Source organism: Halopseudomonas salina (assembly GCF_014637955.1).
In the GTDB taxonomy this organism is placed as follows: Bacteria; Pseudomonadota; Gammaproteobacteria; order Pseudomonadales; family Pseudomonadaceae; genus Halopseudomonas; species Halopseudomonas salina.
Genome location: NZ_BMFF01000003.1, coordinates 599,140 through 606,476, shown reverse-complemented (window position 1 = coordinate 606,476; position 7,337 = coordinate 599,140). Strand labels below are relative to the sequence as shown.

Sequence of the window (7,337 nt, the reverse complement as noted above, 5' to 3'; positions counted from 1 at the left end):
TTATTGAGGCCAATACGCTATCACCTGTTACCTATGTGCCCGGTTTGATCTGTAACCCATGTGCCCGGTTAGTACCGGTCAACATGGATCCCCGCGTTCGCGAGGATGACGTTTATGGGTGGCGAGGATGGCTTTTCTGTGGGGGGAAGAATGACTTTTGTGGGTGGGGGAGGATGACTTTTGTGGAGGGGAGGATCCATTGTTGGTTTGAAAAGAAGTAGGGAGCCAGGGGATAGAACTCTACTTTGAATGGTCATTTGTATTGGCCCATTTGCTGGCTTTTTGGCAGGATACCTCGATCAGTTATGGAGATTTCAGGGATGGCAGGGGACGTGAATTACGTGCAATCCCACCACAATCGTGGCCGCGGTACCGCTGAGGAAAACCGGCTGTATATTTTTTCGCAGCAGGTGTTTTTCTATTGCAACCCGCTGGACCGCCCTGTGTGGGTGGAGACTCACTGCTGCGTACTCTTTATCAGCGCTTATGCAGAGCCCTTCAGTGTGGATTTTGGCAATCAGCGTGTGGAGGCCCGAGCTCTGCTGGCGGGGCCATTGTTGCGGCGCAAGATAATCGCTGAGGGTGCGGGTCTGGTGGGTTTTTATATTATGCCCGAGTCGCCCCTTTACGCTTACCTGGTCAATACGCTCCCGCCAAGCGGGTTCAGGCCTGTGTACCGGGGCTTGATGGACGCTGTGAACGCGGAATTAATGGCACTGTATGAAGGGCGGGCAGATGTGGATCAGACCCTGGCGGTATCGGCGCATATGCACAAATTGTTGGCGCCGGGGTCTGCGGTGGGGAGTGCCAAGCCCTCTGCTGCAGAACTGACCGCGTTGATACGCTCGGATCCTGCCATCAGTCTCAGACAGCTGGCCGAGCGCAATGGGGTCAGTTATACACGCATGTCCCGGGTGTTCACGCAGAACGTCGGTTTATCATTTCGCGAGTACAAGAACTGGCTCAAGCATCTGAGGGTGGTTCGGCTCATGGATACTGGTATGTCGTTGACGGAGGTGGCTCAGGAGGCGGGATTTGCCGATCTGGCGCAATTCACACGAATCTACAAACGTTGGTACGGGAATCCCCCTTCCTACGTGCGGCAGCAGAAGAATATCAAGGTTTTCCTGACGTCCAATCTGGCAAGCCCGCCGTAACGGACTTGCCTCTAAGGCCTCATGGCTTGAGGATCAGGCCCTGATCTGGCTGAATATTGCCGTGCAGTGTGTCCAGGTAAGCCTTGCGAACGGCTTCCTGCCCTTCGACAGTGGTGATCTTCATCCAGCTTTCGACTGATGCTACCAGCGGTGCCCAGAGTTCAGCGAAGCGTTGCATCAATGCCGCATTGCCCAGCTCCTTGCCGCGAACTTCCCAATAGCCCGGCGCAAAGAAAACCTCAGGTTTGGCCCCTGGCAGATCCTTGTCCCCACCGCGTTGATCCCAGTGAGCTGCGCCGACCAGCGAGCTGAACAGCATCCTGTCTTTGAAGTGCTTGTGCAGTGCGGTTAACACCTCGCCGTTTCCGGCAAAGTCGACGGAGACCGTGCTCTGGTTGCTGTCCAGTTGATCAATGTCGTCGTAGCTGACAACGCGGTCGTAATATCCCAGGCTTTCGACAAAGGACAGGTTACCCGCTGAAGTCAAAGCGGTAATTGTCAGCGGCTTGCCGCGGGTCTTGCGCTGGTGCGAGAGCATGAATGCCAGTCCTAAAGCGGTCTTGCTCGAAGCGCTGGTGAGAATGATCTGGTCGGCGCCGAAAAAGTCCTTGGTTGCCAGAAAGTCATCCAATAGAAATGAGGTGATCAAGAGTGGGCGAAGCAGCATCTGCAACGCTTCATGTTCGGGCCGATAGGCCGGATCGCTATCGGTGAAAAGATACTGGTTATAGGCCAGAGCAAGATGCTGACGATGTTCGGAGGTATCCACGAAGCTGCTCTTGCTGACTTTGCCTGGCTTGACTACCAGCTGATTGGCCATGGGCAGGTACCCATACACCCGGCTGCCGGTTTTGATTTCAGGGTGCTTGGACGCTGCGACATCCGCGAAACCCCACACCGGTATCTGCCCCCAGGGTGCTTCTGCCGGAAAGAAATCCCAGTATTTGAATCGCTTGCCCAGGGCGGCGTATGTAATGTTGTTGGCAGTAAAGGCGAAGTGGTCGACCGTCAATAGCGCTTCTCCCTCGACGAGTTGATCCGCATTCACCTGTGGCATTTCCAGCGTGGTGCACTGGTCGAGGTTGGCCTGGTCAACGACAAAAGTCTGGTTGCTGGCGGTCATGAAATGGGACTCCCTGCTAGTTTTGGTTTCAGCATAGCTTGCCTGAGCTGGACCGCTGCGTCTGCCCGGAATCACAGGATCAATAGGGAGTAATAACCGGCCCCGAGATTCCGGCCAAAGCGCCCCACGTAATCTTTTGTACCGCCTCTGGCGCGAGACGTGGCGCGTGCTAGATTGATGCGCCCGCAATCGCTGGCGATCGCCCTGCAGGAGGGGCTGCAATCATGACCTTGATGGTAATTGTATTGTTTGTAATCGGACTGGTGTTGCTGGTTGCTGGTGCCGAAGTGCTGGTAAAAGGCGCTTCGCGTCTGGCAGCCGGTTTTCGTATTTCTCCGCTGGTCATTGGCTTGACGGTAGTCGCCTTTGGTACCAGTGCACCCGAACTGGCAGTTTCGACGGGCGCGTCACTAAGCGGGCAGGGCGATATCGCGCTGGGTAACGTGTTGGGTAGCAATATTTTCAACGTGCTGTTCATTCTCGGTCTGTCTGCCTTGATCGCGCCGCTGGTGGTTTCACGCCAGTTGATCAGGCTTGACGTGCCGATCATGGTCGGCGCCAGTCTGCTGGTAATACTGCTCGCACTGGACGGTTCTCTCGGGCGCTTCGATGGCATCCTGCTGTTTGTGTTGATTGTGGCCTATACACTGTTTCTGATTATCAGCAGCCGCCGTGCCAACCGGCCAGATGACGCCAGCGAGTTGGGTGTGCCAGGTCCAGAGCAGAGTGGCTCGGCGCTGATCAATATTCTGCTGGTGCTCGGTGGACTGGTCATGCTGGTGCTGGGAGCGCGCTGGCTGGTAGGTGGCGCGGTAGCCATGGCTACCAGTCTGGGCGTTTCCGAGCGTGTGGTAGCGTTGACCATTGTCGCGGCTGGCACCTCTCTGCCCGAGGTGGCGACCTCGGTTATTGCAAGCATCCGGGGTCAGCGTGATATTGCCGTAGGCAACGTGGTGGGCAGTAATATTTTCAACTTGCTGGCGGTGCTTGGGGTTTCTTCGATGCTCGCGCCGGCAGGCATCGCTGTGTCTGAAGCCGTACTGCGCTTCGATATGCTGGTCATGTTCGCGGTTGCGCTTGCATGTCTGCCGATCTTCATCAGCGGTCTGCGCATCAATCGCTGGGAAGGCCTGTTGTTCATGGCGTACTACATCGTCTACAACGTACATGTTGTGACCACTGACGGGGGCGCTGGTGGTGTACCCGGTCTGTCGAGCGCGATGCTCTACTACGTCATGCCACTTACTGCGGTGACGCTACTGGTTATTCTGTTCCGTGGGTCACGCCAGACAACAATCAACTCCTGATGCCGAGAGCGTGCAGGTCTGAGACCTGCACGCTCCAGCCTGCACTGTTGCAGGGCAGTTAGTCAGTCACTGCGTGCTTCCCCCTGGTGCGTTTGCATAGCGTTCCCATGCCCCTTTTTGCCTTTCCAATCTCGTCTGAACTGAATATTTTTTGCAGTTGCAAAGTCCCGTGCCAGAGCCCTTCTTTTTACTATTCCGACCTTTGACAACTCCCTGAGCTAATCTTTTTATCGGAAAAGTGACTACATGGTCATATAATTGCATTGTTCGGATGTGTCTCATGGTTAGATTGTTCTATTAGAACTGCCGTTTGTCATATGCCTTGCATTTATTGGCGTGTATCTTTGATTGGAGTCAATACACTGCCGGTTGAAAGAGTCAATCATGGAAATTGACCATGAAACTTTTACACCCATCTTGGCGCACGAGGACCATTGCAATGAAGCAACTTACACCCATGGATTCGCATTTCTACTACTTCGAAGCTCCTAACCAGCCAATGATGATTGGCAGCCTCTGGCTCTGCGATCAGAGCACTGCGCCAGACGGTATCGTGCGCCACAAGGAAATTCTGCAGTACATTTCCGACCGCCTGAATACAACCTCCTACTTCCGCCGGCGGCTCGAGCAGGCGCCCTTTCAGCTGGATGATCCCTACTGGCTGGAGGACGAGAATTTTGACCTTGAATATCACGTGCGGCATGTGGGTCTGCCCCAGCCCGGTGACTGGCGGCAGCTGTGCATTTTTACCGCGCGTACGATGTCCCGTAGTGTCGACATGGAACGTGCGCCATGGGAGGTGTACATCATAGAAGGCGTGAACAACGTCGAGGGTGTGCCGCCGAACAGCTTTGCAGTGCTGATCCGTTTTCATCATGCCTACGTTGACGGCAAGTCCAGCCTGGAGCTCAGTACCGCGTTGATGGAAGAAACCTCCGCGCATGAATACGGCCGCCGCGATCGGGTTGAAGTTGCCGAGCGTGCCCCGACCCGCATGGAGATGTGGGCTCGAACAGCACCGCGCATGGTCGGCCAGACATTTCGCAGCATGAAGGCAGGATTCAACTTCTCCCGCAAGAGTCTTGAGCTGGCGAATCGGTTTCGCAAGGAGGGTCTGCCAGAGCAGCGTCGGGTGCCCAAGACCATCTTCAATACCGCCGTATCACCGCACCGTTCCTATGGTGCCTATACCTGGATCATTCCGGAGCTCAAGCGGATGCGTCAGTTGCACAAGGGTGCAAGCCTGAACGACGTATTGCTGGCAATCATCGCGGGCGGGATGCGCCGTTACCTCGCCAAGCATAACCAGTTGCCCGAAAAGGACTCCCTGGTATCCATGTGCCCTGTGTCGATTCGTCCAGAGGACTCGAAGGTTGAGGGAGGCAATCTCATATCGGCGATGTATATCGCCATCGGGACCAATATGGCTGATCCGGTGGAACGCCTGCAGGCTGTTCAGGCGCGCACGGCCAGGGGCATTCCGATCGCCAAGGAAATACTCTGCGAATTGAGTAATTCAGCCGGTGACATGATGCCGCCGGCCATGCGTGCCCTGGGCGCCTGGGTGCAGAACAAGACGCACGTGACCAGCGCAGTACCGCTGATCAATACCGTGATCACCAATGTGCCAGGTATACCCGGGAATACCACCCGTTACTTTGCTGGTGCGGCAATTCGCGAGGTTTTCCCGCTCGTGCCCGTCTGTGATGGTATGGCGATAAGTCATGGCATGACCGGCATCTATGAGCGACTTAATCTGGGCGTGGTCGCTGATCGGGGCGTGGTGCCTGACATGGACTTCTATATTCAATGCATGAAGGAGTCCACCGAGGAATATCTGCAGGCCACCGAGGCACTTGAAGCGAGGGCCTATGAAGCAGCCGCCAGTCAGGTGCAGGCAGCCAAAGCAGCAGAAAAAAACCAACTGGCGACCCCGGCAAAAGCAGATGGCCTGCCCAAGGTCAAAGCCAAATCCGCTACCAAGGCTGCCACCAAACCTGCAGCCAAGACGCCAGCATCCGGAAAGCCCAAGGCAACGCGCAAGAAGGCCGCCCCCAACCCCATTGCTCAAACGGCTGATCCAGCTGTCGAGCCACCAGTGAAAAAGCGTCTTGAGGCGGTGCCAACCAGCAGTGCCGCGTCTTCGAAAGCCGCACAGGCTTTGGTGGTAGAGCCATCGAGCAGCCAGACGGAGCAGAGAAAGCAGGACGGTAGCTGAAACATCAATCGGTGAGCGCCTCGCCAGAGGCGCCAGCCATACCGGAGGTTGCAATGAAACTATTTGAAAAAGTCCGTAGCAAAACCCTGCTGCGAGAAATGGAGCAGGCGGAGACCTATGAACAATGGGCGGGGTTGGCCGCTGCCTGGGATGCACAAAACGGCATGGAGGACTGGAAACAGACGGACGCCTCCGACAGCTATGATTATCTGGGCATTCGTCAGCGTCTGGATCGCCTGCGCGAATTACGCAGCAAGGGCGAATATCACGATCTGCTGTTTGATCTGAACGAGGGCATACACGGCAATATTGGCGGCATGGGCAAGCCGTCGATGTATAACAAGGCCAAGTTCGGCACCAAGGATCTGATAACCGAATTCATCGAGGAAACCTGTGGTGCCCTGAAGGATCTCGATGAGGTGGACGACAGCATCATTTCTCTGGAAGAGAAGCAGGATTTCTTTTTGCGGGCCAGCCACTGCTTTGGTCGATCGGCGTTGATGCTCAGTGGCGGTGCGGTTCTCGGTTTTTTCCACGCGGGCGTGCTGAAAGCCCTGTTTGATCAGGGACTGCTACCGGAAATCATCTCCGGCTCAAGTGCCGGCTCCATCCTGGCTGCGACTGCCTGTACCCACGTGGATGAGGAACTCGAGCACCGCCTGAGTCTGGACAGTCTGCATCACGAGATAGAGGAAACCTCTGCCATTCGGCCTGCATTGTCGTTCTTTGGCAACCCACGACCCAAGATGGACGCCGAGAACCTGACCCAGTATCTGGCCAAGATTATTCCTGATCTGACCTTTCAGGAGGCGTTCGAGCTGACAGGCCGCAAACTGAACATCACCGTGACCGGGTTGGAGCGGCGGCAGGCCCCTCGGCTGCTTAACACGGTGACCTCACCGAACGTGCTTATCCGTTCCGCGGTGATGGCCTCCTGCGCGATCTATGGTATCTATCCCCCTGTCACGCTGATGTGCCGAAACGCCCACGGTGAAACCGTTCCCTATCTGCCGGATATGAAGTGGATTGATGGCTCCTTTGCGGATGATCTGCCAGCCAAGCGTCTGGCGCGTCTATTCGGTGTGAATCACTTTATATCGAGCATGACCAACCCTGCTGCGCTCGCGATAACCCCTGATCCAGACGCGCCGCCCACTGCCTTGCGGGCGATTATCAATTACCAGGCCAACCTGATTAAAAGCACCACGGCTGAAGCCATGAAGTTCGGCCGGGACAATATCCGTATCAAATCGCCGGTGATCAACCTGATGCAGCATCTGGCCTACGGGGTGTTGCGTCAGGAGTACACGGCCGATATCAATATATTCCTGCGTAACCGCTGGGACCATCCCGTTCGACTGCTCGCTGCGCCCTCGCGTGAAGCAATGGATCGGCTACTGTATGAGGGCGAGCGTTCCACCTGGGAGAAAATCGAGATGGTCCGCAACTGCACCGCTATCAGTCGCACCCTGGATGAAATCATTCATCGTCGAGGGTGGGAGAAGTAGGCACAATAGTGCTTTTGCAGGTGG

5 protein-coding genes are annotated in these 7,337 nt (G+C 55.9%); 4 read left to right on the top strand and 1 reads right to left on the bottom strand.

Going from position 1 to position 7,337, the window contains the following annotated elements:
* Nucleotides 1–320 precede the first annotated feature (320 nt).
* Nucleotides 321–1,157, top strand: coding sequence for a helix-turn-helix domain-containing protein (locus IEV54_RS10130; protein WP_188434408.1), 837 nt, complete (start codon nucleotides 321–323; stop codon nucleotides 1,155–1,157).
* Between the two features lie 19 nt (nucleotides 1,158–1,176).
* On the opposite strand, the gene IEV54_RS10125 is transcribed toward IEV54_RS10130, so the two are convergent.
* On the bottom strand, nucleotides 1,177–2,280 hold the full coding sequence (locus IEV54_RS10125) for a DUF2855 family protein (RefSeq protein ID WP_150278217.1): 1,104 nt from the start codon (nucleotides 2,278–2,280) through the stop codon (nucleotides 1,177–1,179).
* Nucleotides 2,281–2,504: 224 nt separating this feature from the next.
* On the opposite strand from IEV54_RS10125, the gene IEV54_RS10120 reads away from it, so the two are divergent.
* From IEV54_RS10120 to IEV54_RS10110, 3 genes are all read left to right on the top strand, one after another.
* Nucleotides 2,505–3,587 (top strand): calcium/sodium antiporter, encoded by a 1,083-nt coding sequence (locus IEV54_RS10120; RefSeq protein WP_150278218.1) that lies wholly within the window; start codon nucleotides 2,505–2,507, stop codon nucleotides 3,585–3,587.
* 439 nt (nucleotides 3,588–4,026) lie between these two features.
* Nucleotides 4,027–5,805, top strand: coding sequence for a wax ester/triacylglycerol synthase family O-acyltransferase (locus tag IEV54_RS10115; RefSeq protein ID WP_188434407.1), 1,779 nt, complete (start codon nucleotides 4,027–4,029; stop codon nucleotides 5,803–5,805).
* A gap of 53 nt (nucleotides 5,806–5,858) precedes the next feature.
* A complete protein-coding gene (locus tag IEV54_RS10110) occupies nucleotides 5,859–7,313 on the top strand; it encodes a DUF3336 domain-containing protein (protein ID WP_150278220.1) in 1,455 nt (484 codons plus the stop codon).
* The last annotated feature ends 24 nt before the right edge of the window (nucleotides 7,314–7,337 follow it).

What these genes read in the sequence shown, in the direction of transcription:
- IEV54_RS10120 (WP_150278218.1), top strand. Translation starts at nt 2,505, where the DNA reads ATGACCTTGATGGTAATTGTATTGTTTGTAATCGGACTGGTGTTGCTG.
- IEV54_RS10110 (WP_150278220.1), top strand. Translation starts at nt 5,859, where the DNA reads ATGAAACTATTTGAAAAAGTCCGTAGCAAAACCCTGCTGCGAGAAATG.
- IEV54_RS10130 (WP_188434408.1), top strand. Translation starts at nt 321, where the DNA reads ATGGCAGGGGACGTGAATTACGTGCAATCCCACCACAATCGTGGCCGC.
- IEV54_RS10125 (WP_150278217.1), bottom strand. Translation starts at nt 2,280, where the DNA reads ATGACCGCCAGCAACCAGACTTTTGTCGTTGACCAGGCCAACCTCGAC.
- IEV54_RS10115 (WP_188434407.1), top strand. Translation starts at nt 4,027, where the DNA reads ATGAAGCAACTTACACCCATGGATTCGCATTTCTACTACTTCGAAGCT.